Genomic DNA, 22,452 nt, shown 5'->3' with positions numbered 1-22,452 from the left:
GCGCCGGAGGCTCCGGACGCGCCCGACGCGCCCGCGGCGCCGACCACCGCCCTGGTGTCGATCGCCCGGGTCGCGCCGGCGAGCCCCGCCCACCCCGCAGCCGCACCGGTTCCGCCCGCCCCCGGTGCCGCCCTTCCGCCGCCGCCGGCCGATGCGGCCGTGCCCGTGCCGCCGGCCCCGCCGCGGGTCGCGATCGCCCTCGCACGCGCTCCTGAACCAGTGGTCGATGGTGATGCGATCGCCGCCGAGGTCGAGGCCGAGGTCGCCAAGGCGCTGCGCCACGCCGAATTCGCCAAGATCGATGGCGAGCGGATCGCCCGCGAGGCGAAGCGCGCCGCGCGGGAGGCGATGCGCGCCGGCGCCGTCGACATGATGAAGGGCGCCGACGATATGGACAAAGGCGCCGACACCATGCGGCGCGAGGCCGGCAAGCTGCGCAACCGCGACTATCGCGAGCGGCAGATCGCCAAGGCAGCGGCGCGCGGCGAGCACGTCACCCATGAGGAGCTGATCGAAGCCGCCGACGATCTCGAGGAAGGCGCCGAGGACATGCGGGACGGCGCCCGCGAGATGCGCCAGGCCGCCAAGGACATGGCCCGCGACGGCTGAGGCCCGCAAAGACGCCAGTGAAGGCCTTTCTGCCTCGGCAGGAAGGCCTTCACGCATTCGCGCAGCACCGCGCCGAACTGCGCAAGTAAATGACTATCTTTGTCTCGGCGCGGGACGCGCAAAAATGCCCGATTGATTCTGATCGCCGCTGCAGGCTTGGTCTCGGCACGCGCAAATGTTGCGCGAACCCACGGGAGACGAACATGCGCACTCTCACCGATCTGGAAGTCCGTCACGTCAGCGGCGCCGGCGGCTGCTACACCCCGCCGCCGCCCTGCTCCTGCGATTGCGACGACGGCAAGAAGCAGAAGAACAACAACGGCTACGGCAATGGTCCGGAGTCCGGCCCGCCCCCGGGCAATTCGGGTGATCACAACCCGCAGCTGACCGGCTGGAATTCGGGTCCCAAGGGTCCGCGCTGACGCGCTCGGCTGCGGCCGGATCCGGCGGCAGTCCGAGACTGTGGATTAAAGAGCCGCGGCGTCTTTGGGGGCGGCCGCGGCTTCTCTCCGTCGATCGCGCGTCACCCGGCGAGCCGGCCGAGCGACAGCGCGAGCAGGATGGCGGGCAGCACCAGCAGCGCGCCCGCCGCGCCGAGCAGGACCGCGCTGCGCCGCGGCAGGGCGCCTGCGGCGAACAGCCGGGCGTAGAGGAACAGCGAGGCGGGGATCACGACCAGCACCGCCGTCGCGACCCCGGGGGTGTAGCCGCCGAGCAGCAGCGCCTGGGCGGCGTGGCCGAAGCCGTGGACGAAGAAGCCGCCGAGCAGCACCGCATAGGCCTGGACGCCGCCGCGCCGGCCCGTCGCCGCCGCCGCAGCGACCGCCGCGAACAGGACGAACAGGGCACCCATCGCCGCCGCGATCCCCGCGATCGGGATCGCCGCGACCCCGCCGCTCTCTCCGAACAGGCGCCGCACGATTTCGGGAAGCGCCGCGCCATGCGCCGCCATCCAGCGCTTCCAGACGAGCAGCTCCTCGCCGTCGTGAATCAGGAAGGCGGCGGGCAGCAGCCAAAGGACCGCGGGTCCGGGCCGCGGCGCCGGACCGGCTCGGGCGGTCATGGCGGGGCCGGCGGTTGGCGCGGTCAGGGCCTGGCGGTTCCGGTCGCCGCTTCGGCCGCGGCGGGCGTGCTCTCCATCACCGCTTTTGAGAGGCGGCTGAGCTGCTGGAAATAGCTCGCCGTCGGCAGGCCGCCGTAGAGCGCCTTCAGATAGGCGACGTCCGAGACGGTGACGCTGAGCGGCGCCTGCGGGTCGTCGAACAGGGTGAGGATCGTGTCGACCGGCGTGCCTTCAGCGGGCGGGCGCGCCGCGGCGAGCGTGCGCATCGCGGCATAATCGGCGATCTGGACCAGGCTCTTGCCGATCAGGGCCGCCTGGTCGAGCACGACGAACGAATGGACGGTCGACTGGCGGGTCGGCAGCTTGGTGATCGAGGCCGACATCACCCGCATGACCCTGCCGTCGCCGTTGGTGACCGGGCTCAGCATCCCGCGCTCGCCGCGGGTGCGGATCCGCATCCGCGGATCGAAGCTGCTGCCGCCGGACTGGACGTCGGCATAGACCAGCCCGTCCTCGTTCTGCAGCTGGGTGTTGCTCCAGCCCCGCGCCGGCGCCTCGCTCTTGAGCAGCGCCTTCATCTCGGCGCCCTCGATGCCGGTGAAATAATCGGCATGCGTCCGGTTGAGCTCGGAGACGAATTGCTGGCCGTCGGAGACAACGACGATGTGGAGGTTCGGCCGGCAGCCCGCCGTCTCGACATCGAGGCCGACGTGATCGGCGAGCCTGCGCACCCGCGCGGCGATCCGCTCGGCCTGGTCGGCGGCCAGGCCGATGATCTCGGGGCAGACCGGGCGGGTGAACACCGGCAGCTGGCCGCCGACGGGGCGCGAGATGCTGGCGACGAAGGCTTGCGCGGTCCTGCGGTCGGGGCGTTGGCCGGTGACGACGATCTCGTCCTGCGGCGGCGTGGCGGCGGCGGCTTGCCCGCCGAGCAGAAGGGCCAAAGCGACGTTCAGCATCCTCGCCTCCCTCTTTCGTGCAACTCCTTGTTTGTACTTCAGTTCGGTCGCCGAGTCAGCGGGAATCCAGCGCGTCGCCAGACCCGCAGCCGAGCCGTTTCAGCGCGGCGGCAGCTCGCAGGGAAAGGCCGTGTTGAGCGCATCGACGATCCCGCCCGGCGCCGGGCTGCGTGCGCTCTTCATATGGGTGAGGACGGCCTCACGCAGGCGCGCCGAGTCGAACTCCAGCTGGCAGTTCGGCTTGCCCAGCGAGCGCGGCCAGCGTTGGGCGCGCAGGGTTGCGGCGACCCCCTGAATGAAGCCGTCGCAGCGCGCCAGCCTCAGCGGCTCGTTGCTCCTGCACTCCTCCAGGAACCAGAAGGCGTTGGAGGCGACGATCCCGTCTTCGTAGCGCGGCAGCACCGCCTGCGCGTCGGCGAGGCCCGGCGCCAGCGCCAGCGCCGCGGCGGTCAGCCAGGCAAGCATTCGTCCGATCATTGCTGTTCCCCCCTCGTACTTCAGAGACTGGCCGGCCGGCCCAGCCCTGGTCCTGATGCTCCGACGTCAGCAGAGCGGCACCGGCCTTCCCGCCGCGATGGCGGCGTCACGCTCGGCGCGCTGCGCGGCGAGGGCCTCGGGCGTGTAGGTGAGGCGCAGGTCGACCCGGCGGTTGCGCGGCTCGCGAACATTGTCGTCCGTCTCGACCTGCGGGGCCGTGTCGGCGGCGCTGCGGGTCCGCAGCAGGCGCTCCGGCATGCCCAGAGCGAGCAGAAGGTCGCGTACCGCCTCGGCGCGCGCGAGGCCGATCCTGGCGCGGGCTTCGGCCGTTCCGAGCCGCTCCGAATGGCCGACCAGCTCGACGGCCTCGAGCACGTCGAGCTGCGACTGCGCCTCGGCGGCGAACTCGGACAATTGCGCCTGGCCGGCGGCGTCGACCGCGAGCGAGTCCAGGCCGAAATAGATGCTGGGAAGCGACTGGCAGGCGGCACCGGGAAAGCTCCAGCCGAGCGAGGCGATGGCGATCGCGAGAGAGAAGGTTCGCGTCGCGCCGCGGCGGCTGCGCCGGGCAGGATCGGCAGTCGCGACTGGGCTCATCGTCCGGCACCCCTCCTCATGGCGGCTGCCGTGATGGATCGCATTTGCGTCGCGATCAATCCCTGGTGGTCAGGCCGGGGTGACGAAGGTGAGGAGGGTGGCGCTCGCCATGCTGACGAGGCAGCCCAGGGTCATGACGGTGACGATCAGCGAGCGGAAGCGTCCCTGGGGATCGACAATGTCTTCCATCTGTCCTTGTCCGGTCTGGCGATTGCGATGCTGCTCTATGGCGCCGCCTGGGTTACAGCGGGATTTCGTCGGGCCTGGAAATTCGTCTCGAATGTCGCAGGCGGCGAGCATCGTCAGGACGCGAGCGCGCGCCGAATGCGTGCGAGGCGGGAATCGAGCAGGTTGGTGCGGCCGTAGATCTTGGCGTTGACCGCGGTGCGCAGGTCGACCGCCATCTGCTCCAGCCGCGGCAGCAGCTCGGCGGGCGCTCCGCTGCGGCGGACGAGATCGATCGCATTCTGGAGCTGCGTCTCCGCCGCGGCGGTGATGGTGCCGCCGGTCGCGGCGCCGGCGAGCATGAGCATCGCCGAGGTCACCGCCTGGTCCGCCGCATTGCCCCCGTGCACGCCGCTCGTCTCCCTCGCCCTCACGACTCGGAAGCTAGCAGTCGATGGTTAACGACTCCTCTGTGGAGGGCGCCGTCATGTTGGCGGGATCAGCGCCGTGGCGTAAGGCGAGACCGCGCGCCAGCCGAGAGTCTCGTAGAGCGCGCGCCCCTCGTCGGTCGCGACCAGGATCTCGGTCGCTTTCGGGTCCGGCCGGGTCGACCCGAGCGCCGCCATCAGCGCGGTGCCGAGGCCGATGCGCCGAAAGCCTTCGGCGGTGGCGATGCGATCGTAGACGAACACGCCGTCCCAGGCCGCGGCATAGCCGCTCGCGGCGGTTCGCCCGTCGGGCGCGAGGATGCGCGCCGCGCTGCGGCCGGGCTCGCGGTCGAGCGCCAGCGTAAAGCCCGGCGGCAGCGCCCGCTGCGGATGCGCCGGGCCGGAGCGGATCATCATCTCTCCCGTGGTCCGTACCCGCCAGCGCGGTGGCAGGCACGCGGCGAGCGCCTCGGCCGTCCCGCAGAGCTTGAGCGCAATACCCGGCGAGTCGATCGCCGCGCCGAGCCGCCGCAGGCCCTCCGCCGGCGCGGCGAAGACATAGCGGCGCAGCTCGTCGACCGAGCCGGTCTCGACCCGCAGGCCGCCCTGGTCGGCCACCGGCTGCGGCAGGCGCCGCGCCGCCGAGCGTCCCCGCAGCCAGGCCTCGACCAGCGCCGGATCGACCGCGGCTTCGGCGCGGGCGCCCGCCTGCAGCGCGGCGCGCCGGGTCGGCAGAGCGGCGAGGATTTCCCGCTTTTCGTCCCCGCTCGCGCCCGGCCAGCGCCCGATCTCGTCGCCGCTACGGCCGCAGCCGAGGCACCAGCCGGTGCGGCCGTCGAGCCGGCAGAGTCCGGTGCAGGGGGAAAGGGGATCTTCCATCCGGCCGGCCTAGCGTGCGTACGACCGCGGCGGAAGCGGCGCCTTTCCCGCCACCTCCGCGTGAAACGATGGCCGTCGCGGCGGGTTTGACGCGCGACCCTCCCGGAGATTCCGATGAAGCTCGCCGCTTTCCTTCTGCCGCTCCTCGCGCTCGCCGGCTGCGCCTCGAACCGCTCCGCCGGAACGGACGCAGCCTTCGCCTCGGGCCCGATCGACCCGGCGCGGATGTCGATCGTCACCCGCACGCTCGCCTCCGACGAATTCGAGGGTCGGGGGCCGGGCACGGACGGGGAGGCGAAGACCATCGCCTATCTGTCCGAGCAGTTCCGCCAGCTCGGCCTCGAACCGGCCGGAGACGATGGCAGCTATGCGCAGCGCGTCCCCCTGGTCCGCACGCGGCTGAAGCCGGGCGGGGCGGTGTCGATCGCCAAGGGCAATGCGCGCATCCCGCTCGCCGTTCCGGGCGACATCTATCTCAGCACGGTGCGGGAGACGGATGCGGCGCGCATCGCCGGTGCGCCGATCGTCTTCGTCGGCTACGGCGTCTCCGCGCCGGAGCGGCAGTGGGACGATTTCAAGGGCGTCGACCTCGCAGGCAAGGTCGCCTTGTTCCTGGTCAACGATCCCGATTTCGAGGCGGCGCCCGGCGATCCGGTGGCAGGCCGCTTCGGCGGGAAGGCGATGACCTATTACGGCCGCTGGTCGTACAAGTTCGAGGAAGCGGCGCGGCGCGGCGCGATCGCCGCCCTCGTCGTCCACGAGACCGAGGGCGCCGGCTACGGCTGGAGCACGGTCGAGGCGCCCGGCGGCGAGAATTACAACATAATGCTGTCCCCGGGCGCACAGCAGCCGGTCCTGCTCCAGGGATGGCTGCAGCGGCCGGCGGCCGAGGACCTGTTCCGCCGCGCCGGCCTCGATTTCGAGACGGTGAAGCGCGAGGCGCGGACCGCCGCCTTCCGGCCGATCGACCTCGGCGCCAGGCTCGATGCGCGGTTCGACGTCGAGGCCCGCCGGGTCGAGAGCCACAATGTCCTCGCCAGGATCAGCGGCAGCAAGCGGCCGCAGGAGACAATCTGGTTCGCCGGCCATTGGGACGCCTACGGCATCGGCGCGCCGGACGCGCAGGGCCGAACGGTTCGCCCCGGCGCGCTCGACGACGCGCTCGGCATCGCCGGCGTGCTCGAGCTCGCCCGCGCCTTCAAGGCGGGGCCGCCGCCGGAACGCACCCTGGTCTTCGCCGCCTGGACGGCCGAGGAGAGGGGGCTGCTCGGCGCCGAGCATTACGCGGCCCATCCCACCTTCCCGTTCGAGACGACGGTCGCCAACCTGACCCTCGATACGCTCCAGCCGAACGGTCCGGCCCGCGACGTCGTGCTGATCGGCGCGGGACAGAGCGATCTCGAGACGCGGCTCGCCGCCGCCGCCCGGCTCCAGGGCCGCACCCTCACCCCCGATGCCCGGCCCGAGCGGGGCCTGTTCTACCGCGCCGACCATTTCGCCTTCGCCAAGCGCGGCGTGCCGGTGCTGCTGATCATGGCGCTCGGCGGCGGCGTCGATCTGGTCGAGGGGGGACGCGAGGCGGGGGACCGCTGGGTCAGCGAGTTCACCGCCCATTGCTACCACCAGAGTTGCGACGCCTGGTCGCCCGACTGGGACCTGCGCGGCGCCGCCCAGGACGTCGCCCTGTTCTACACGCTCGGCCGCGATCTCGCCTTCAGCCGCGCCTGGCCGGAATGGAAGCAGGGCTCCGAATTTGCGCCGCTGCGCGCGAAGAGCGCGGCCGCGCGCCGCTGATCCATGAGGCTGGCGCCCGATCCCGGATCCTCACCCCGGCGAAAGCCGGCGGCTCAGGGGCGGGAAGCGCGGCTGGATGGCGGGCTCCAATCGCGCCTGCGGCTCCGTGGCCCGAGATCCCGGTCTTCGCCGGATGACGTGCCTTGAACTAGCGTGACGCCGGGGCGACCTCGTCGAGATAGCGGCCCGAGTTGCGATATTCCTCGCGCACGGTGGAGACCGGCAATTTCTCGTTGACCGGTTCGGAGGCGGCGAGCTCCTCGGCCGGCGCGGCGTAAACGGGGAGGGGAGCGCCGGGCTTCGGCAGGTCCGGAGCGGCCGCGGCGGCGAGGGTCGGGCGGCCGAGGCTGATCGGCAGGCGGGCGGCGATCACCGCGGCGGGGGAGGGCTCGCGGCCCGAATAGGCCTGGCGGAAGGCGGACGGGGCGCCGAGATCGCCGGCGATGCGGTAGAAATTGTGGCTGCCGATCACCGCCACCTTGGCCAGACGATAGGCCCAGACCGGCAGCACCTGCTGGGTATGGTAATGGGTGGCATGGCCGACGGGGGCGTAGACCGAGCCGGCGAGCGCCTCGGAGGCGATCCGCCGCGCCCGCTGCCAGGCGACCCCGGCCGGCGGCAGGCCGAGCGAGCCGTCGCAGGTGAAGGTGAACTGGCAGCCGCCCCCGGCGCGCATCGGCCCCTGGTAGACCACGCCGCAGACGCTCGCCGGATAGCCGGGGTGGCGGACTCGGTTCAGCACCACCTGGGCGACGGCGCGCTGGCCTTCCTCGCTCTCCGAGCGCGCCTCGTAATAGATCGCCTCGGCAAGGCACTGGAGCGAGCGGTGGAGGCCGGCGGCATCGGCGGCGCGGAACACCATCGAGGCGGCGCGCGGGTTGCTGACCTGGGCGAGCGGGATGGCGGCGTTGAACGCCGCGGCATCGGTCGGCGAGACGCTCTGCAGCACCATCCCCTCCTCGGCCAGGGCAGGATTTTCGGCGAGCGTTGTCGACGGTCCGGCCGGCGCCGCGGCGGCTTGCCCACCGCGTCCGGCGGCGAGCAGATCCTTGCTCGGCGCCGGCGCCGCCTGCAGCGGCACGCACGAGGCGCTGAGCAGCAGCAGCGCCAGGCAGCCGGCTTCGCGCCCGCGCCAATGGGCCGCTTCGATCAGCAGATTGACCATCAAGGACTTCGACACCACCGCCAGCTTCGCCTGTTCGAGTGCCCGCCTATGCTCGAATAACTAATGTTGTTGCGTCCCGCCGCCCCTCGATTCCGGTTGTCCCGTTATGGCACCGTTCGCGGCCATCCCTTAACCGGCGGCGCTCCCGGGGGGTCAGGGATCGATATCCGGACCCCGCACGTTTCACCGGCTCATCCAGATCGCGAGGCGGCGTATTGCATGCGTAGAGTGTTGGTGTGCGTATCGGTGGCGGCTCTGCTCGTCGCCGGGTGCGGAAACGAGGGCGGCAGCGGCGGCGCCGAGAGCGCCGAGGTCAATCCGAAGCAGGTTTCGCCCGAGGCGCTGCAGGCCGCGGTCAAGGACGAGCGGGCGCGGAAATTCTACGCCGCGCGCAACTGGGCGGCGGTGTGGAGCGACGCGCGCGCCGAGGAGCTGACCGGCGCGCTGGGCGAGGCGGTGCGCCACGGCCTCAACGTCGATGGCTATCTCGAGAAGGTGAAGGCGGCGGGTTCCCCGGCGGAGCGCGAGGCGAGCCTCACCGTCGCCGCGCTCGATTACGCCCAGACGCTCGCGATGGGCGCGGTCGATCCGCGCAAGATCTTCGAGGTCTACGAAGTGCCGATGAACAAGGTCGATGTCGTCGGCGGCCTCGGCCAGGCGATCGGCGGCGGCGACGGCGCGGTGAAGACCTGGCTGGCCGGCCTCGCGCCGCAGGACGAGGAGTATAAGGCGCTCCAGGAAGCCTATGTCCAATATCGCCAGCGCGCCGATGCCGAGCAGCGCGCGGCGATCCAGCCCGGCGACAAGATCGCCCCCGGCGATCGCGATCCGCGCGTCCCGCAGATCGCCCAGGCCCTGCAGTCGAACGGCTATCTCGCCGCGGCCCAGCCGGCGCCGCAGGGCGGGGAAAGCGCCGAAGGCAACGCCGCCGCGCCGGCCGCCAAACCGTCGAACATCTACACGCCGCAAATGGTGCAGGCGGTGAAAAAGGTGCAGACCGATTACGGGATCGAGGCCGACGGCATCATCGGCAATTCGACTCTCGAGGCGCTCAACACCGGCGCCAAGGAACGCGCGCGCATCCTGGCGGTGAACCTCGAGCGGCGCCGCTGGCTCGAGCGCACGCCGCCCAAGACGCGGATCGACGTCAACACCGCCGCGGCCGAGCTCGCTTACTGGCGCGACGGGCAGGTCGCCGATCGCCGCCGCGTGGTCGTCGGCCAGCCGGATTGGGAGACGCCGGAGCTCGGCTCGCCGATCTTCCGCCTCGTCGCCAACCCCGACTGGGTGGTGCCGGAGTCGATCGCCAAGGAGGAGATCCTGCCCAAGGGCGCGGCCTATATGGCGAAGGAGAATATCGTCATGAAGAACGGGCGGCTGGTCCAGCAGCCCGGGCCGAAATCGGCGCTCGGCCTCGTCAAGTTCGACATGGCCAACGACCACGCCATTTACCTCCACGACACGCCGGCCAAGGCGCTGTTCGCCAGCACCAACCGCCATTCCAGCCACGGCTGCGCGCGGGTCGAGGACGCGCTCGGCTTCGCGCGGATGCTCGCCGACCAGAACGGCGTGCGCGAGCAGTTCGAGAAGGCGCTGGCGACGAAGGAGGAGACTCCGGTGTCGCTGCCGAACAGGATCCCGGTGCGGCTGCTCTACCACAGCGCCTATCTCGACGGCGGCCGGGTCGTCTTCCGCACCGATCCCTATGGCTGGGACGACCTCCTCGCCAAGTCGCTCGGCTTCGAAGGCCAGATCCGTCCGCGCGTGAAGACCCACGTCGCCGACATCGGGCCGTAAGGCAGGCCCCCCACCCTCCCAGGCCTTCGGCCTGGGGCCCTCCCTCTCCCTGATCGGGAGAGGGAAAGATGCGCGTCATCACCCTCGAAGCGTCGAACCCTCCCCCTCAAGGGGGAGGGAGTGACGCACGCCGGTGCGCGCCGCTCAGCTGTTCTGGTGCTTGCGGGCGCTGGTCCGGCTCGGCTCGGCGTCGACCTTCTTCTCGCCCAGGATCGCGCTGCCGGAGACGCCTTTCTCCCGCTCGTGATCCTTGAGGGTCGGGTTGCCGGTGTTGTTGCTGCTCTTTCCGCCGCCGCTGTTGTCGCGCATGTCCTGTCTCCTGATCGCTGCGCAACGAACGCGGCGCGGCGCCAAAGGTCTCCCCGGATCGTCCCCGCCGATCGCTCGGCTCGTCCGGTCGCGCGCTTTGCCCGCCGCCGCGGCGCGGTGTCCCTGTCGTTCGTCGATCCCGGATGTCGGTTCGTCGGCGCCGGCCGCGCTTCGCAGATGCGGCGAGCCGCTGCGCAGAAGCGCGCGAGCGTCGCGTCGGGAGCCGGGCTAGTTCGGAAATGCGGCGGGGGAAGGGCCTGTCTTCATCCCGCAGGAAACCACCCCCGCCGCACCCGAACTATGCAGGAATGCGAACGATGATCAAGTACGCTGTTTCGGCCCTTGCCGCTTTCACACTCGCCACCGGCGCCTTCGCGGGCCCCGCCCTGGCGGAAGAGAAGAGCGCGACCGTGCGGATCGGCGATCTCGATCTGTCCACCACCGCCGGCAATGCCCAGCTCGAGCGCCGGCTGCGCGGCGCGGCGACCGAGATCTGCGGCCAGATCGCGATCGTCCCGCTCCAGTTCCGCACCATGGCCCAGGCCTGCCACGAAGAGGTGATGGCGAGCTCGCGCGAGCAGGTGGCGCTCGCCGCCGCCCGTGCCCAGAGCAAGGTGCGGCTGGCGCGCCGCATGGACTGAGGGCGGGGCAGGAGCCGGACCGGTGCGCGGTCCGGCTCGTATCCCTCCGCCTTCGAGGCCGCCCCAACCCCTGGGCCGCCTGACGGGCGCATGATCCGATCGGCCGGATCATGCGCCCGCATCGATTCCGGCGTTCGTGAAACTCGCCGTCAGCTCCGCCCGGCGAGCGCGCGGGCGTTCTGAACGTAGAGGCGGCCGACCTTCTGCTCCTCGCCGTCGGCGAGCTGGGCGTACCAGCGGCCGGTCTCGTCGCGGCGGAAGCCGGTCACGAAGTCGCGGCGCACGATCGCCGAGCGGTGGAGCCGGACGAAGCGCTGCGGATCGAGCTCTTCCTCGAGCCGCGCGATCGTATGGTTGATCAGCCAGCTGCGGCTGCCGACGTGGAGGCGCATATAGTCGCGCTCGGCGCTGATCCGGTCGACGTCGCTCGCCGCGAGCCGGACGAGGCCGCGCGGCTCGGAGACCCAGAATTCCTCGAGATGCGGCGTGGCCGGCGGCGGCAGCGGGCCGCTCTCCTTGTCGGCCAGGCGATGGCGGGCGCGCTCCACCGCCTTGGCCAGCCGCTCGGCCGAGACCGGCTTCATCAGATAGTCGACCGCCTCGAGCTCGAAAGCGGCGACCGCGAACGTGTCGAAGGCGGTGATGAAGATCACCAGCGGCGGCCGCTCCATGCGGCTCATCGCCCGCGCGACGTCGATGCCGTCCATCCCCGGCATGGCGATGTCGAGCAGCACCGCATCGGGGGCGAGCGCCTCGATCAGCCGCAGCGCCGCCGCGCCTTCCAGCGCGGTGCCGGCCAGCGCCACGCCCTCCATCCGGGCGAGCAGCAGCTGGAGCCGCTCGACCGCGAGCGGCTCGTCGTCGACGATCAGGAAGCGAAGCGGATCAGACATGGTCGTTCAGGGGCATCTTGATGGTGACGCGGTAGCCGCCTGCGGGCAAGCGCTCATGCTCGCAGGCGGCCTCGGCGCCGAATCGGGCATGGAGCCGCTCGCTGACGTTGGCGAGGCCGACCCCGGCTCCGGGCGCCGCGGGGTTGCCGCCGAGCTGGGCGGCTTCGCTCGGATCGCCGGTCATCGCGCTCGGGCCGCGATCGTTCTCGACGCCGATCCGCAGCAGGCCGTCCTCCTCCGCCGCCGAGATCGTCAGTGTCACCGTCTCGTTGGTGCGGGCGACGCCGTGCTTGATCGCATTCTCGACGATCGGCTGGAGGATCAGCGGCGGAACCTCGGCGCCCATCACCGCTTCGTCGACCTCGAACCGCACCCGCAGCCGGTTCGGGAAGCGCACCTTCTCGATGTCGAGGTAGAGCTCCTGGAACTTCAGTTCCTCGGCCAGGCTGATGTCGCCGGTCGGATCGATCGACAGGCTCGCCCGGAAGAAGGTGGAGAGGCCGACGATCATGTTCTCCGCTTCCTCGTCGCGCCGCGCCAGCACCAGCGAGGAGAGGGAGTTCAGCGTGTTGAACAGGAAGTGGGGATTCACCTGGTAGCGCAGCGCGCGCAGCTGCGCCGTCTGCGCGGCGCGCTCGGCATTGGCGGCGCGGCGCTCGGCCCGCCGCAGCTGGCCGGACGAGCTGATCGCCAGGTAGAGGCTCGCCCAGGCTGCGAAGAAGAAATACCAGGTGACGAGGCCGTCGGCGATCAGCCGGCCGGCGCGCTGGCTGATGTCGGGCAGCGGTGCGCGAGGCGCTGCCGGCGGCGCGGACGGCGCCGACGGCGCGGTCGCCGTCCCGGGTCCCTCGGGCGGCAGCGGCCGCGCCACCAGCGGCTGGTACAAAGCGAAGGCGAGGTTGAAGGTGGAGAAGATCGCCGCCGCCGGCACGCAGGCGATCGCCGCCGCGATCACCTTGATCCGGATGCTCTCCGCGGCGGCGCGCCGCAGCACCAGATAGACCAGGAAGGTGAGCAGCACGCCGATCAGGCAGCCGGCGGCGCGATATTCGAGCGAATGGAAGCTCTCCTCGAGCAGCGCCATGCGCAGCACGATCGTCGCGAGGTAGAACAGCCAGAAGCCGCCGATCGTCGCCGCTGCGAGGGGCAGGTCGGGAAGCCGGGCGCGCAGCAGATTCAAGTCGATCCTCTCCAAGGCGGAGCCCGCACGCCGCCGCGCCCCGTCCTGACGACGGGGCGCTTCCGGCAGCTCCCTACGTGCGAATACCTAGCCGGAATTTTCCGGTGAGACGCAATGCACGATTCCAGCAAGTACCCCCTCTGCACTTTTGTGTGGAGAAAATGTTTCGGAGCCGTCCGGATGGCGGAAATCCGCGACTGCCGCCGGGCCGCTGTGGCGGCGGCGCGACACTGGCGGCCCTCGCGCCGGCCTCCGGGACACATTCCCGTTGCGAGCGGACTCGAAGCATGATTCATTTGTGAACGGGGAGCGAAGACGTGGTTAAGCCCGATGTAACTGTTTGGGGCGCATATCTTCGCCGGGTAGAAGGAGCGGGTACATGGCTACGAATACGAAGCCGGCTCACGGGGCGTTGACGCTGGTCGAAATGAAGGAATTCGCGGGCTTCTCGCCCGCCACGCAGCGGTACATCCGCCGCGCGCTCGACGTCGGTCTCGGCCGCCGAGACGCGCTTCGCCGCTGGTCGCGCGACGTCGGCGAGGCCGCGAGCATCCGCGCCCAGGAACGCATGTACCGCCGCCTCGAGCAGATCCGCGCCAGCGTCCCCGACGACAGCGGCCTCGACGAGATGGAGCCGCTGATGGGCCCGCTGATCACCGTCACCGCCTTCGATCTGGCCCAGGAGCGCCTGCCGGACTTCGCGTCCTATCGCTTCCTCTACGAGCGGCTGATCGGCGCGGCCGTGCGCCCGTGGCTCCCCGCCGCCTTCTGCGCCGCCGCCGCGCTTCCCCACCTCCACCCGGAGCGCCGCCGTACCCTGCTGCAGTCGATCAGCGAGGCCGCCGCGACCGCGCCGGGCTGGTCGAACCGCGAGCCCGCCTTCTTCCCCGAGTGGGTCGACAAGGTCGACGTCACCGTCGCCGGCTGACCTCTCAACCTCGAACACGCGAACGGCGGGGCCCCGGCTCCGCCGTTTTCGTTTTGCGAAGGGGAGGCGGCAGCCGAACCTTGGCGGAGGCGGTCAGTCTGGTCACCGTACCGCCATCAGAGGAATTGCGCCGCTCAACGACACCCGCTGATTGGCGTTGGACAAGACGAGCACCACGCCCGGAACGTCGAAGCTGACCATGTACCCGCCCCGATCGGTGAACTTGGGCAATGGGCGAAACTGGGGCGGTTGGCCGGGCCTCAAACGATGAAGGCCATCGATGCCGACGGCCCACAGATCGCCGCCGGCTAGGGCGAGCCCGAAGAAAGAGACGGTGCTGGACGGTTCGCCTTCATCGAGCGTGCCGGCCGGCGGTTGGGGGGCCAGCGCCTTGAAATAGAGGCGTCGTATCCTCGTGCCGCACACTTCCACGATGCGGCCGTGAGACATCATGTGGAGCATTCCGATTGCCGCCACGGCGCAAGAGGGATCCGAGGGTGAGGCGACGATACCGTTGACTGGATCGCAGTCGGTGTTGAGTGGACCGCCGCAGATTTCGCCCGACCTGTTGCTGTGCACCTTCTCGAGGCGTCCGCTGCGCCGGTGGATCCGCATCAACCCGCCGCCCCATTCCCCCACGTTGAAGCCGATCCATGCGAATTCGGCGTCACCGGGGGCGGCTGTTGCCATATGCAAGCGCTGCAGCTCGCCGTTGAGGCGAACCGCGCGAGGGGTTCCTGCCTGCAGGTCTATCAGGCGGCGGCTTGTGACGAGCATGGCCTGCTCGCCCTCGCAACCGAGTGCGACCAGCGTGTCTCCTTCTGTCGGAACCGCCGGCAGGTTCCTCCAGCGCCCGTCGGTGCGAAGGCGGAGCCTCCAGACCTCGCCGCGCTGCGCCAGGGCCAGCATGCCGTCTCCAAGCCTGCAGATGTCGATCGTCTTGCCGGCAGAGCGCCGCGGCTCTGCCTCGTCCGGAGCGAGGGAGAGGAGGTGGCCTTTGATCGTGAGCATCCACAGTCGACCGTCGGCGAAGACGATGCGCTGCAAATCCTCTTCGCCGGCCTCAGCGGGAGCAGCGTCGCGCCAGAAACGGGTTGCGGCGACTGCACACACCGCCGCGGCGATTATTGCGGCAGCGATGGCAAGGTGCCGCTTGCGAATGCGTAAGGCTGCCATGGCCGGATCATGGTCGATCCCGCCGGGCAGTCAATGTGGCGCCCGTGGGGACTCCAATCAGAGTCCGTCGAGCAGCTCCTGCGCGAACACGGTCAGCGTGTCGTCGCGCGCCCCCATCACGATGATGCGGTCGCCGGGTTTGGCTTCGCCGCGGAGGCGTTCGCCGCAGGCGGCGCGCTCGGCGATGTGCTCGGCGCTGTGGCCGGCGGCGCGGACGCCCTCGACGATGTCGGCGCTGGTAACCGTCCGCTCGACGGTGCCGCCGAAATAGACCGGATCGGGCATCACCAGCAGGTCGTCGGGGCCGAGCCGCCCGGCGAACGTCGCGATCAATTCGTCCTTCAGCACCTTGAGCGGCCCGTAGCCGTGCGGCTGGAAAAAGACGAGCAGCCGCCCCGGGAACGCGTGGAGGGTGTCCAGCGTCGCCGCGATCTTGTCGGGGTTGTGACCGAAATCGTCGATCACGGTGATGCCGTTGCGGGTCCCGATCACGTCGAAGCGGCGGCGAAGGCCGGTGAAGCCCTCGAGCGCGGCGGCCGCTTCGGCGAGCGGCAGGCCGGCCGCGCGCGCGGCGGCCAGCGCGGCAAGCGCGTTGGAGACATTGTGGCGTCCGGGCACGGCGAGCCGGACCGGGATCGTCGCGCCGTCGGCATGGAGCGCGAACGAGACGGCGAGCGGCGCCTCGACGATGTCCGCGGCGTGGAGGTCCGCAGCGGGCTCGGAGAGACTGAACGTCACTGCCCTGGGCAGCGCCGCGCGCGTCGCGAGCGCCCGCGTCTCCGTATCGTCGAGGTTGAACACGGCCGTGTCGGCGCGCGCGACGAAGCCGAGAAAGAGGGTGCGCAATTCGTCCATCGACTTGTGGTCGAGCGTGACGTTGTTCAGCACCGCGACGCTCGGCTGGTAGAGCGCGATCGAGCCGTCGCTCTCGTCCACCTCGCTGACGAACAGGCCGCCGGTGCCCGCGAGCGCGCTGGCGAACGGCCGGTCGGGAGTCGCGAAATTCTTCATCACGGCGCCGTTCATCACGGTCGGATCGCGGCCGGCGGCGTGGAAGATCCAGGCGACCATGCCGGTCACGGTCGATTTGCCGCTGGTCCCGGCGACTCCGATCGAAGTGGGCGCGGCGTTGAACAGCCGGGCGAGCAATTGCGGCCGGGTGAGATGCTCGGCCCCGATCCGCCGCGCCGCCTGGACGTCGGGCACGGTCTCCTCGACCGCGGCGGAGGTGACGAGGATCTGGTCCTTGCGGGTCAGGCCGCTGCCGTCCTGCGGATGGAGGCCGATGCCCTGGCGCTCGAGAAAGGCAAACTTGTCGCCGAGCCGGCCCTGGTCGAGCGACCGGTCGGAACCGGCGACCTCGGCGCCCTGCGCGCGGACGATGCTGGCCAGCGGCAGCATGCCGCTGCCGCCGATGCCGCAAAAGAAATAGGATCGTGTCTCGGCCATGCGTCTCGCCCTACTGACTTTTTCCGTCATTTCAAATGTGATGCCGCTCCGGTTTTTTACGGACTCCTACGGTTGATTCCGGCGGCCCGCTGATTCAGCGTGCGCGCGCCTCGATGAGATTGGAGCGAACATGCGGATTGGAGTGGTGGCGCCGAGCACGCCGATCAAGCGGGAGCTCGCGGACCGCGCCGTGGAGATCGCGGCCGCCGATTTCCCGGAGGCCGAGCTCGTCTTCCATCCGCAATGCTTCCTCACCCACCGCCATTTCGCCGGCGAGGACCACGATCGCGCCGCCGCCTTCGCCGATTTCGCCAACGATCGCAGCCTCGACGCCTTGTGGTTCGCGCGCGGCGGCTATGGATCGTGCCGGATCGCCGAGGAAGCGATCGCCCGGCTCGAACCGCAGGCGAGGGACAAGCTCTATCTCGGCTATAGCGACGCCGGCTTCCTCCTCGCCGGCCTGTGGCGGGCGGGCTTTAAGCATCTCGCCCATGGCGCGATGATCGGCGATCTGCGGCGCTCGGGCGGGGAGGCGGCGGTGCGCCGCGCGCTCGGCTGGTGCGTGCGGCGCGATCCCGATGCGCTGGAGCCGGGGCTGGATGGCCGCCCCTCGGTCGCCTTCAACATCACCGTGCTCAGCCAGCTGCTCGGCACCGCGCTGCAGCCCGATCTTTCCGGCCATGTGCTGCTGCTCGAGGACGTCTCCGAATATATGTACAGCATCGATCGCTCGATGTTCCACATCACCAGCAACCCGGGCGTGCGCGCGGTCGCCGGCATCAGGCTCGGCCGGGTCAGCGACGTGCCGGTCAACGAGCCGGACTTCGTCGCCGACGAGGAAGAGGTGGTCCGCTATTGGTGCGAGCGGGCGGCCATCGCGTTCCTCGGCCGGGCCGACATCGGCCACGACGGCGCCAACCGGGTGGTTCCGTTCGGCGCCGGCCCTAACAAGGGTTAATTCACGGTAAACCGGCCTCAGAGGGCGACGTGACGATTTCCCTCTCAGAATCGCTTGCACTCGCCGCGCGTTTGGGGCTTATCACCCACACATCCACAGGGAGGGTTATATGGCAAAAGGGACTTCTGGCGGCGGCGGTGGACTTCAGCGTCCGGTGCAGCCTTCTGCGGATCTGGCTCCGATCACGGGCTCCGATCCGCTGCCGCGCAGCCAGGTTGTGAGCAAGATGTGGGACTACATCCGCTCGAACAACCTGCAGAACCCCGAGAACAAGCGCGAGATCCTGGCGGACGACAAGCTCCGCAAGATCTTCGGCAAGGACAAGGTGTCGATGTTCGAGATGAACAAGCACCTGTCCAATCATCTGAAGTAAGCCTCGCCCGGCACCAGCCGGTCTGACGGTTTCGCGGCCGCTTCGGCCCTCTCGTTCGGGAGGATCGAAGCGGCCGCTACTTTTTTGCGGTGCGCAGGCTCTGTCCCGCTCGTCCCGCTTCATTGTTCCGCGGGTCCCGCGATGGGGCGCTGCTGCTGGACTCGTTTGGACGACGGGAGCACAGTCCGCGCATCGACTCGGGAGGCGCCGTGGGGGGATCTCGATCCCGCGCGTCCGGGCCGGCACGCGTAAGTCGCTCCAGCAATGACCAGGGAGAAGCGATCATGCCGATCAGCAGCTATATCGTCGAGGAAGGCAACGGCCGCGGCAAGGGCCACACCCAGCACGGCAACGGCAAGGGCGTAGGCCATACCAAGCATCAGCACGCCGCGATGGACGACGGCGAATATACGATCGTCATTTCGGGGATAAACCACGACAATCCGACGCCGGTCGATCAGACCAGCGCGCCCACCACCCTCGCCGACGGCTCGCAGATGTGGACCGAGGTGCGCCAGGGCTCGATCAGCACCGGCACCGCGCCCGCCCTCGGCGGCGACAGCAGTGCGCTGCGGCTCGAGACCGACACCAACAACGGCCGGCTGCGCCTCAACGACGCCTTCACCACCGACCAGCAGATCAAGCTCGGCGATCTCGAGGATCTGAGCTTCGATTATTACATCCAGAGCTCGACCCGCACCGACGTCACGCCGGTGATCCGGCTGGCGATCGACGCCGACGGCAATCTCGCCACCACCGGCGATCGCGGCGAGCTGGTCTTCGAATATGCCTATCAGGGGCTCGGGCCGACGACCACGGGCAGCTGGCAGCACGCCGATCTCGCCGGCGCCGACTGGAACGCGTGGCAGCGCTCCGGCGGACAGAATCGCGACGGCTATCCGAACATCGTTCCGCTCAGCGACTGGGCGGACGCGAGCGGCTACACGCCGGTCGGCGGGCCTCCGGGCGCGCTCCATTTCGACGAGAACAGCCTCGTCCTCGGCTGGTCGGTCGCCTACGGCTCGGGCAACGGCACCGGCGTCATGTATCTCGACAACCTCCAGGTCGGCGGCGTCACCTACGAATTCGGCTGAGGCACCAGCTTCCTCCCTGCCGGCGTCCCGCCGGCAGGGAGAGTTACCGGCACCCCCGCCAGCCCATCGCGCCGCGCTGGGCCTGGTCGAGGTGGAGGTGGTCGCGGTGCGCGGACTTGTAGTCGGGCGAGAGCACGGTGGCGAACACCGGGCAGGCGCGGTCGCGGGCGGCGCGCAGGAAGCGGCCCTTGGCGCCGCTGTCCGGCCAGTCGCGCAGCACGCTGATCCGCCGGCCGTCGGCGAGGCGGAAGCCGGCGACGTCGACTGCGTTGGCGGTGGCGTGCTCGCTCCAAGCGCCCTCCGCGCGGCCGTAGATGCGCCGGCAATTGTAGCTGCCGAAATGCTCGATCGCGGTGACGCGGCTGCCGAGATAGGCGATCGCCGCCTCCTGCAGGCCGTGCCATTCCCAAAGCGCCAGAGCGGCGGCGACCGGGCAGCTCGTGCCGAGCCCCGCCGGCCGGTAGCGGATGGTGAGGGCGCCGCCCGGCGCCAGCCGCACCCCATCCTTATAGCCGCATTGCTCGCCCGCTTCGCGCGCGGGCAGGGCGACGAAGGTCACGCCCGCCCGGCGCAGCAGCGCCCGGCATTGGGCGGGATCGTCGCGCAGCGCCACCAGCTTGCGGCCGGTGAACGCGCCGACCGGCTGTGCGAGGTCGAGCGGCGTCCACGGCATGTCCTCGGGGTGGCCGCGCGCATAGCCGTAGAGCAGGAGGCCGGCGAAGCCGAGCAGGCCGAGCGCGAGGGCGATCTTCAGCCAGCGCAGCAGCGGAAGGCGCCGCGCGCCGCGTCGCGATCGCCGGCTGCGCTTCAACTTCGCCGCGCCGTCTCGAGCGGCTCCGCCGTCACCGGATAGCCGGCGTCCTCCGGGATGCAGAGGAAGCGCCCGCCCGTCCGCTCCTCGACCCAGGGGGTGATCTTGCGCACCGCGTGGCGGGCGGCATCGGCGCGCGCCTCCTCCAGCGAGGCGAAACGCGCGAGCCGCTCGAGGTTGCGGCGGGTCGGGAAGATCGCATGGGCGCGGCCTGCCGCCAGCTCGGCCAGCGTCGCTTCGGCGCTCGCCCAGAAGGTGCGCACCGCCTCGCCGCGATCGGCGCTCGCCGGCGCGTCGTCGGGCGCCTCCGCCAGATAGAAGAGCGTGTCGAACCGCCGCGTCTCGCGGAAATTGGGGCACCAGCGGGCGAACGGCGTCAGTGCGGTAGGATCGATCCCGACACCCAAGGCTTCGAGCAGCCGATGGAAAGGTTCGCCGGCGGCGAGGCCCCGGCGCAGCGCCTGCGCGCGCTCCTCGTCGGCCGGAGGGAGCAGGGCGGGCGCGATCCCGGTCTCTTCGATCGTCTCGCGGATCGCGGCGATCCGCGCCGCGCCGTCGGAAAGCTGCGGGGCGAGCAAAGCCGCCGCGACCTCGTCCTCGGGATCGATCCGCCCGCCCGGGAAGACCAGGGCGCCGGCGGCGAAGGCCATGGTCTTCGCCCGCTCGACCATCAGCAGCTCGGGCGCGCCATCCCGCGGCGCCGGCCGCATCAGGATCAGGGTCGCGGCGGGAATCGGCTCGGGCATCTCGTCCATCGGAACGCCCTAGAGCGCGATCGGCTGAGGTGGAAGCGCTTCGCGCTTCCACCGACGGCGGGAATCGCGCTCTATTCAGATAGTTGAGACCAGCATCGCCTCAGGCTGATTCAGCCTGAGGCGATCCTGGTCTAGGCGGTCGTGTCCGGGCGGGGAAGCGCGAGAACATTCTCGGGCCGCGAAGCGGAGTCCCTAGCGCGGCGCGAGGGTCACTTCGGTCTGCGCGGACAGGCGGTTCGGCCGCGGCGTGAAGCTGAAGATCGTGTTGCGGCTGCTGTCGCTGCCCGGCGGCAGGCAGCGCAGCTCGGCCGAGGCGCCGGGGCCGGGCGCCCTGAACGCGATGCCGATGGTATTCGCGCCGGGCCGCATGAACGTCTCGAGATCGCTATAGGCATTCTCCTCGAACGTGCCGACCGTCGTGCCGTTGACGGTCACGGTCAGCGCCGCCTCGGGGGTGATCGACGAGCCGTTGAGGTTGAGCTTGCGGCAGGCGGGGCCGGCGGCAGGCGCCGCCGCGGGCGGCGATCCCTGGCGCCCCTCGAGCGCCGCGAGGCGCGCCTCGATCGCGCGCAGCCGCGCCTCGAGCGACGGTGCCGGCTGTGCGGCCGCAGGGATGCCGAGCAGCAGGAGCGCAGCGGCGAGAACGGCGTGCGGGGCAGGGAAAGGATCGAGACGCATGGCAGCCTCCTGTCAGACCCTGCGACAATCCTACGCCCGCGGGCCGCAGGGTTCAACGCGGCGCGCGTGGGCGCGCGGACCGCGCGTCAGGGACGGCCGATCGTCTCGCCAAGAGCGCGATCACGATGTTGCGACGTCTGAACAATGCCCCCACGCGGCCACCATCGCCGCCCCGCCCGTCGAGCGCAACTCCCCTCCCGCTTGCGGGAGGGGCTGGGGGTGGGGCGGCCCGGTATCGCCTCCAGCGCCCGCGAACAGGCTCTAGCGCCGTCCCAGCTTGATGAAGGCGAGGCCGTTGTTGGCGTTCATCGGGATGACGAGCTGGTTCGCGTCGCTGTCCCAGCACATCGACGCTGCGTTCGGGATGCCGCTGGCGATCAGCTCGGCCGGTCTGCCCGGGCGAATGCGCGAGACTCCGCCATGCAGCACGCTGCTGACGTATTTGGTGCCGTCCGCCATGATCACCAGCCCGTCGTTGCCGGGCAGCGCCGCCTGTTCCGTGCGCAGCAGCCGCGCGGCGGGCGAGAAGGTCATCACTCTGTCGTCCTCGAGGTTGACGATCACGATGTTGCCGTCGCGGTCGATCGCCACGCCGTTGGGGCGGGCGAGCGGCGCGCCCTCGAGGAAGACCGAGACTTTGCCGTCCGGCGTCACCCGATAGATGCGGTAGGGGATGCTGCCGTCCGCTGCGCCGGTCTGCGAGGCGTAGACCGTTCCATCCGCCGCGACCGCGATGTCGTTGAGCCATTGCGACTCCGGCACCGTCACCTCGCCCTGCAGCGCGCCGGTGGAGAGGTCGAAGCGTCGCAGCAATGCGATGCGCGGCGAGCCATCGGCCGTGCCGCCCTTGCTGTCGGCGACGTAGAGGCTGTCCTGGTGGATCGCGCTGCCGAACGGATGGTGGAGCAGGGGCCCCTTGGGGTCGAGGCCGATCCAGCGCGGCGTGTGGACCGATCCGTCGGGGTTGATCAGCGAGACGAAGCCGTCGTCGGCGATCTGGTTCGGATTGGCGCCACGGTTGAAGGCGAGGATCAGCTTGCGCCCCGGGTCGTAGGAGCAGCTCTCGGCGTTGACGATCCCGCCATAGACGGTGACGTTGGACGAAATCGGCGTGAACTTCGCCTCCTCGGCGACGCCGAGCGGTCGCCCGGTGGCGGGGGGCGCGGCCGCGGGGCCCTGGGCCGGCGCCGTCGCCGCCGTCAGGCATGCGCCGATGGCGACAGCGACAGCCCATGAGGGCCGCCGGCGTGCGAAAGCCCGGATTCGTGTCATGG

General features: G+C 70.5%; 24 protein-coding genes and 1 pseudogene. 9 read left to right on the top strand and 16 right to left on the bottom strand.

The window, feature by feature from the left end:
- Both E2493_RS21310 and E2493_RS14595 read left to right on the top strand, forming a co-directional pair.
- Window positions 1–609 (top strand): annotated as a pseudogene (locus tag E2493_RS21310) (hypothetical protein); the annotation flags it as partial.
- Between the two features lie 203 nt (window positions 610–812).
- Window positions 813–1,031, top strand: coding sequence for a hypothetical protein (locus tag E2493_RS14595; RefSeq protein WP_135088058.1), 219 nt, complete (start codon window positions 813–815; stop codon window positions 1,029–1,031).
- A gap of 101 nt (window positions 1,032–1,132) precedes the next feature.
- Here the strand turns inward: E2493_RS14595 and E2493_RS14590 are convergent, their stop codons facing one another.
- The 6 genes from E2493_RS14590 to E2493_RS14565 form a co-directional block, all read right to left on the bottom strand.
- Window positions 1,133–1,672, bottom strand: a complete 540-nt coding sequence (locus E2493_RS14590; RefSeq protein ID WP_135088056.1) for an HXXEE domain-containing protein — start codon at window positions 1,670–1,672, stop codon at window positions 1,133–1,135.
- Between the two features lie 23 nt (window positions 1,673–1,695).
- Window positions 1,696–2,631, bottom strand: a complete 936-nt coding sequence (locus E2493_RS14585; protein WP_135088054.1) for a hypothetical protein — start codon at window positions 2,629–2,631, stop codon at window positions 1,696–1,698.
- Window positions 2,632–2,730: 99 nt separating this feature from the next.
- Window positions 2,731–3,108 carry a Rap1a/Tai family immunity protein gene (locus tag E2493_RS14580; RefSeq protein WP_135088052.1) on the bottom strand — a complete coding sequence of 126 codons (378 nt, stop codon included), beginning with the start codon at window positions 3,106–3,108 and terminating at the stop codon, window positions 2,731–2,733.
- A gap of 66 nt (window positions 3,109–3,174) precedes the next feature.
- On the bottom strand, window positions 3,175–3,705 hold the full coding sequence (locus E2493_RS14575; protein WP_135088050.1) for an OmpA family protein: 531 nt from the start codon (window positions 3,703–3,705) through the stop codon (window positions 3,175–3,177).
- 302 nt (window positions 3,706–4,007) lie between these two features.
- Window positions 4,008–4,280: a hypothetical protein gene (locus E2493_RS14570; protein ID WP_135088048.1), complete on the bottom strand. Its 273-nt coding sequence runs from the start codon at window positions 4,278–4,280 to the stop codon at window positions 4,008–4,010.
- A gap of 75 nt (window positions 4,281–4,355) precedes the next feature.
- Window positions 4,356–5,177 (bottom strand): DUF1289 domain-containing protein, encoded by an 822-nt coding sequence (locus tag E2493_RS14565; RefSeq protein ID WP_135088046.1) that lies wholly within the window; start codon window positions 5,175–5,177, stop codon window positions 4,356–4,358.
- A gap of 114 nt (window positions 5,178–5,291) precedes the next feature.
- On the opposite strand from E2493_RS14565, the gene E2493_RS14560 reads away from it, so the two are divergent.
- On the top strand, window positions 5,292–6,971 hold the full coding sequence (locus E2493_RS14560; RefSeq protein WP_135088044.1) for a M28 family metallopeptidase: 1,680 nt from the start codon (window positions 5,292–5,294) through the stop codon (window positions 6,969–6,971).
- Window positions 6,972–7,119: 148 nt separating this feature from the next.
- Here E2493_RS14560 and E2493_RS14555 read toward each other — a convergent pair whose 3' ends face one another.
- Window positions 7,120–8,151 (bottom strand): cell wall hydrolase, encoded by a 1,032-nt coding sequence (locus E2493_RS14555; RefSeq protein ID WP_135088042.1) that lies wholly within the window; start codon window positions 8,149–8,151, stop codon window positions 7,120–7,122.
- A 204-nt stretch (window positions 8,152–8,355) separates the two neighbouring features.
- On the opposite strand from E2493_RS14555, the gene E2493_RS14550 reads away from it, so the two are divergent.
- Window positions 8,356–9,933 carry a L,D-transpeptidase family protein gene (locus tag E2493_RS14550; protein WP_135088040.1) on the top strand — a complete coding sequence of 526 codons (1,578 nt, stop codon included), beginning with the start codon at window positions 8,356–8,358 and terminating at the stop codon, window positions 9,931–9,933.
- Window positions 9,934–10,077: 144 nt separating this feature from the next.
- Here the strand turns inward: E2493_RS14550 and E2493_RS21300 are convergent, their stop codons facing one another.
- Window positions 10,078–10,242: a hypothetical protein gene (locus E2493_RS21300; protein WP_167737548.1), complete on the bottom strand. Its 165-nt coding sequence runs from the start codon at window positions 10,240–10,242 to the stop codon at window positions 10,078–10,080.
- A 317-nt stretch (window positions 10,243–10,559) separates the two neighbouring features.
- Between E2493_RS21300 and E2493_RS14545 the strand changes: the two genes are divergently transcribed.
- Window positions 10,560–10,883, top strand: coding sequence for a UrcA family protein (locus E2493_RS14545; RefSeq protein WP_167737547.1), 324 nt, complete (start codon window positions 10,560–10,562; stop codon window positions 10,881–10,883).
- Window positions 10,884–11,032: 149 nt separating this feature from the next.
- Here the strand turns inward: E2493_RS14545 and E2493_RS14540 are convergent, their stop codons facing one another.
- Both E2493_RS14540 and E2493_RS14535 read right to left on the bottom strand, forming a co-directional pair.
- Window positions 11,033–11,776, bottom strand: coding sequence for a LytR/AlgR family response regulator transcription factor (locus E2493_RS14540; RefSeq protein WP_135088036.1), 744 nt, complete (start codon window positions 11,774–11,776; stop codon window positions 11,033–11,035).
- Window positions 11,769–12,956, bottom strand: coding sequence for a sensor histidine kinase (locus E2493_RS14535; RefSeq protein WP_225421497.1), 1,188 nt, complete (start codon window positions 12,954–12,956; stop codon window positions 11,769–11,771). Before E2493_RS14535 ends, E2493_RS14540 begins: the two co-directional genes overlap by 8 nt.
- Before the next feature lie 379 nt (window positions 12,957–13,335).
- Here E2493_RS14535 and E2493_RS14530 point away from each other — a divergent pair, with 379 nt between their 5' ends.
- Window positions 13,336–13,884, top strand: coding sequence for a hypothetical protein (locus E2493_RS14530; protein WP_135088034.1), 549 nt, complete (start codon window positions 13,336–13,338; stop codon window positions 13,882–13,884).
- Between the two features lie 102 nt (window positions 13,885–13,986).
- Here the strand turns inward: E2493_RS14530 and E2493_RS14525 are convergent, their stop codons facing one another.
- Both E2493_RS14525 and E2493_RS14520 read right to left on the bottom strand, forming a co-directional pair.
- Entirely contained in the window at window positions 13,987–15,060 is a 1,074-nt protein-coding gene (locus E2493_RS14525) for a hypothetical protein (protein WP_135088032.1), read from the bottom strand.
- 57 nt (window positions 15,061–15,117) lie between these two features.
- Complete coding sequence (locus E2493_RS14520) at window positions 15,118–16,509, bottom strand: Mur ligase family protein (protein ID WP_135088030.1); 1,392 nt, start codon at window positions 16,507–16,509, stop codon at window positions 15,118–15,120.
- Window positions 16,510–16,639: 130 nt separating this feature from the next.
- Here E2493_RS14520 and E2493_RS14515 point away from each other — a divergent pair, with 130 nt between their 5' ends.
- The 3 genes from E2493_RS14515 (at window position 16,640) to E2493_RS14505 (ending at window position 18,934) form a co-directional block, all read left to right on the top strand.
- The gene (locus E2493_RS14515; protein WP_135088028.1) at window positions 16,640–17,467 is read left to right on the top strand and encodes an LD-carboxypeptidase; all 828 of its coding nucleotides are present in this window, start codon (window positions 16,640–16,642) and stop codon (window positions 17,465–17,467) included.
- Between the two features lie 109 nt (window positions 17,468–17,576).
- Window positions 17,577–17,840, top strand: coding sequence for an SWIB/MDM2 domain-containing protein (locus E2493_RS14510; protein ID WP_135088026.1), 264 nt, complete (start codon window positions 17,577–17,579; stop codon window positions 17,838–17,840).
- 284 nt (window positions 17,841–18,124) lie between these two features.
- On the top strand, window positions 18,125–18,934 hold the full coding sequence (locus E2493_RS14505; protein WP_135088024.1) for a hypothetical protein: 810 nt from the start codon (window positions 18,125–18,127) through the stop codon (window positions 18,932–18,934).
- A 43-nt stretch (window positions 18,935–18,977) separates the two neighbouring features.
- On the opposite strand, the gene E2493_RS14500 is transcribed toward E2493_RS14505, so the two are convergent.
- From E2493_RS14500 to E2493_RS14485, 4 genes are all read right to left on the bottom strand, one after another.
- Window positions 18,978–19,697, bottom strand: a complete 720-nt coding sequence (locus E2493_RS14500; RefSeq protein WP_404828326.1) for an extensin-like domain-containing protein — start codon at window positions 19,695–19,697, stop codon at window positions 18,978–18,980.
- Between the two features lie 44 nt (window positions 19,698–19,741).
- Window positions 19,742–20,500: an NUDIX hydrolase gene (locus E2493_RS14495; protein WP_318531706.1), complete on the bottom strand. Its 759-nt coding sequence runs from the start codon at window positions 20,498–20,500 to the stop codon at window positions 19,742–19,744.
- A gap of 192 nt (window positions 20,501–20,692) precedes the next feature.
- The gene (locus tag E2493_RS14490) at window positions 20,693–21,178 is read right to left on the bottom strand and encodes a hypothetical protein (protein WP_135088022.1); all 486 of its coding nucleotides are present in this window, start codon (window positions 21,176–21,178) and stop codon (window positions 20,693–20,695) included.
- A 261-nt stretch (window positions 21,179–21,439) separates the two neighbouring features.
- Window positions 21,440–22,450, bottom strand: coding sequence for an SMP-30/gluconolactonase/LRE family protein (locus E2493_RS14485; protein WP_135088020.1), 1,011 nt, complete (start codon window positions 22,448–22,450; stop codon window positions 21,440–21,442).
- Window positions 22,451–22,452 lie beyond the last annotated feature (2 nt).

The sequence above is a fragment of the Sphingomonas parva (ex Maeng et al. 2020) genome, from assembly GCF_004564275.1.
Lineage (GTDB): Bacteria > Pseudomonadota > Alphaproteobacteria > Sphingomonadales > Sphingomonadaceae > Allosphingosinicella > Allosphingosinicella parva.
The sequence above is the reverse complement of the archived record's forward strand: the minus strand, read 5'-3'. Positions and strand labels throughout refer to the sequence as shown.

Bases quoted from the DNA above. Each gene is read 5' to 3' on its own strand.
- E2493_RS14490 (WP_135088022.1), bottom strand. From the start codon at position 21,178: ATGCGTCTCGATCCTTTCCCTGCCCCGCACGCCGTTCTCGCCGCTGCG.
- E2493_RS14550 (WP_135088040.1), top strand. From the start codon at position 8,356: ATGCGTAGAGTGTTGGTGTGCGTATCGGTGGCGGCTCTGCTCGTCGCC.
- E2493_RS14575 (WP_135088050.1), bottom strand. From the start codon at position 3,705: ATGAGCCCAGTCGCGACTGCCGATCCTGCCCGGCGCAGCCGCCGCGGC.
- E2493_RS14540 (WP_135088036.1), bottom strand. From the start codon at position 11,776: ATGTCTGATCCGCTTCGCTTCCTGATCGTCGACGACGAGCCGCTCGCG.
- E2493_RS14585 (WP_135088054.1), bottom strand. From the start codon at position 2,631: ATGCTGAACGTCGCTTTGGCCCTTCTGCTCGGCGGGCAAGCCGCCGCC.
- E2493_RS14505 (WP_135088024.1), top strand. From the start codon at position 18,125: ATGCCGATCAGCAGCTATATCGTCGAGGAAGGCAACGGCCGCGGCAAG.
- E2493_RS14590 (WP_135088056.1), bottom strand. From the start codon at position 1,672: ATGACCGCCCGAGCCGGTCCGGCGCCGCGGCCCGGACCCGCGGTCCTT.
- E2493_RS14515 (WP_135088028.1), top strand. From the start codon at position 16,640: ATGCGGATTGGAGTGGTGGCGCCGAGCACGCCGATCAAGCGGGAGCTC.
- E2493_RS14595 (WP_135088058.1), top strand. From the start codon at position 813: ATGCGCACTCTCACCGATCTGGAAGTCCGTCACGTCAGCGGCGCCGGC.
- E2493_RS14510 (WP_135088026.1), top strand. From the start codon at position 17,577: ATGGCAAAAGGGACTTCTGGCGGCGGCGGTGGACTTCAGCGTCCGGTG.
- E2493_RS14560 (WP_135088044.1), top strand. From the start codon at position 5,292: ATGAAGCTCGCCGCTTTCCTTCTGCCGCTCCTCGCGCTCGCCGGCTGC.
- E2493_RS14520 (WP_135088030.1), bottom strand. From the start codon at position 16,509: ATGGCCGAGACACGATCCTATTTCTTTTGCGGCATCGGCGGCAGCGGC.
- E2493_RS14580 (WP_135088052.1), bottom strand. From the start codon at position 3,108: ATGATCGGACGAATGCTTGCCTGGCTGACCGCCGCGGCGCTGGCGCTG.
- E2493_RS14545 (WP_167737547.1), top strand. From the start codon at position 10,560: ATGATCAAGTACGCTGTTTCGGCCCTTGCCGCTTTCACACTCGCCACC.
- E2493_RS14485 (WP_135088020.1), bottom strand. From the start codon at position 22,450: ATGACACGAATCCGGGCTTTCGCACGCCGGCGGCCCTCATGGGCTGTC.
- E2493_RS14525 (WP_135088032.1), bottom strand. From the start codon at position 15,060: ATGGCAGCCTTACGCATTCGCAAGCGGCACCTTGCCATCGCTGCCGCA.
- E2493_RS14565 (WP_135088046.1), bottom strand. From the start codon at position 5,177: ATGGAAGATCCCCTTTCCCCCTGCACCGGACTCTGCCGGCTCGACGGC.
- E2493_RS14530 (WP_135088034.1), top strand. From the start codon at position 13,336: ATGGCTACGAATACGAAGCCGGCTCACGGGGCGTTGACGCTGGTCGAA.
- E2493_RS21300 (WP_167737548.1), bottom strand. From the start codon at position 10,242: ATGCGCGACAACAGCGGCGGCGGAAAGAGCAGCAACAACACCGGCAAC.
- E2493_RS14495 (WP_318531706.1), bottom strand. From the start codon at position 20,500: ATGGACGAGATGCCCGAGCCGATTCCCGCCGCGACCCTGATCCTGATG.